This is a genomic window from Geomonas sp. (assembly GCF_056994735.1).
In genome coordinates this window covers 1-1068 of record NZ_JBXKJL010000216.1, presented here as the reverse complement: position 1 = coordinate 1068, position 1068 = coordinate 1, and the positions used below count along the sequence as shown (strand labels likewise).

At 58.4% G+C, this 1068-nt stretch carries 2 protein-coding genes and 1 pseudogene; 2 read left to right on the top strand and 1 reads right to left on the bottom strand.

The window, feature by feature from the left end:
• A pseudogene (locus AC11W3_RS09170) lies at positions 1–185 on the bottom strand (AhpC/TSA family protein); the annotation flags it as partial.
• A gap of 191 nt (positions 186–376) precedes the next feature.
• Here AC11W3_RS09170 and AC11W3_RS09165 point away from each other — a divergent pair.
• A complete protein-coding gene (locus AC11W3_RS09165; RefSeq protein WP_484092899.1) occupies positions 377–601 on the top strand; it encodes a hypothetical protein in 225 nt (74 codons plus the stop codon).
• Between the two features lie 66 nt (positions 602–667).
• A partial coding sequence (locus tag AC11W3_RS09160; RefSeq protein ID WP_484092898.1) for an iron-sulfur cluster-binding oxidoreductase occupies positions 668–1068 on the top strand: 401 nt, incomplete at its 3' end.

Here is a 1068-nt window from a genome sequence, read left to right as displayed (position 1 = left end):
GAGACCCCGACGGGGTTGGGGAGGGTGAAGTCAGGCGCCTCGTCTCCGCTCTTGAGGACACGCTCGGTGATCCCCGAAGCTGCCAACTCGCGGGAAGCCCGCTCGAGGAGTTCCGCCTTTTCCGGCGCAAGGGGCGGCAGCGACCTTTCCAGCGTCTTGATCTGCGACCTGAGATCGTGTTCCATCACAGTCCTCCAGTAGCACGGTCCAATAGCGGTTCCCTTTCCAGTCATCAGTTTTACCCAAATCCGCCTCCCGGTCAACGAGGGAGCCACTTTTTGGGCTCCCGCGCAAAATATGACAATTTTGACGCAGGTCATGAACATCACGGGTGGATCGCGCTATCTTCACATCAACGAAGACACAGGAGGCGCAGATGAAATTCAAAAATGATTTGGGCGAGGCGGCAATCCAGGACGTAATGGCGAAGTACCCGGAGATCGGGGAAATCCTGAACCGCTACGAGATTGGCTGCGTCACCTGCAAGGTCGGCATCTGCCTCCTCAAGGATGTGGTGGCGATCCACGGCCTTTCGGCGGAACAGGAAGCCGGCATCGAAAAAGAGATCAGTGACTATCTGGACGCGAAAGCGGAAAATTGACCGAAACCTCACCCCCGCAGGGGGAGCAGATATAAGAAGATAACTGACAGATAAAGGGAGAGAAAAATGGGACATTCAGCATGTGGCTGCCCGGGCAGCATGGCAAGAGTCATTGAGAGGACTGAAACTACTGACAACACCACCACGGTGAAGGCCGCCTCCGAACTGAGGCAGTGGCCGGTGCAGCTGCACCTGGTACCGCCGACCGCCCCCTGGTTCCAGGACAGCGACATCCTCATCTCGGCCGACTGCGTGGCCTTCGCGCTCGGCAGCTTCCACAGCGACCTCTTGAAGGGGAAGGCCGTTGCCATTGCCTGCCCGAAACTCGACGACACCTCGGCGTACGTGGAAAAACTCGCGGCGATCTTCCAGCGCAACGAAGTAAAGAGCATCACCGTGGCCATCATGGAGGTTCCCTGCTGCCGCGGCCTCGACATGATGGTCAGGCAGGCGCTTTCGATGTCCGG

Bases quoted from the DNA above. Each gene is read 5' to 3' on its own strand.
- AC11W3_RS09165 (WP_484092899.1), top strand. From the start codon at position 377: ATGAAATTCAAAAATGATTTGGGCGAGGCGGCAATCCAGGACGTAATG.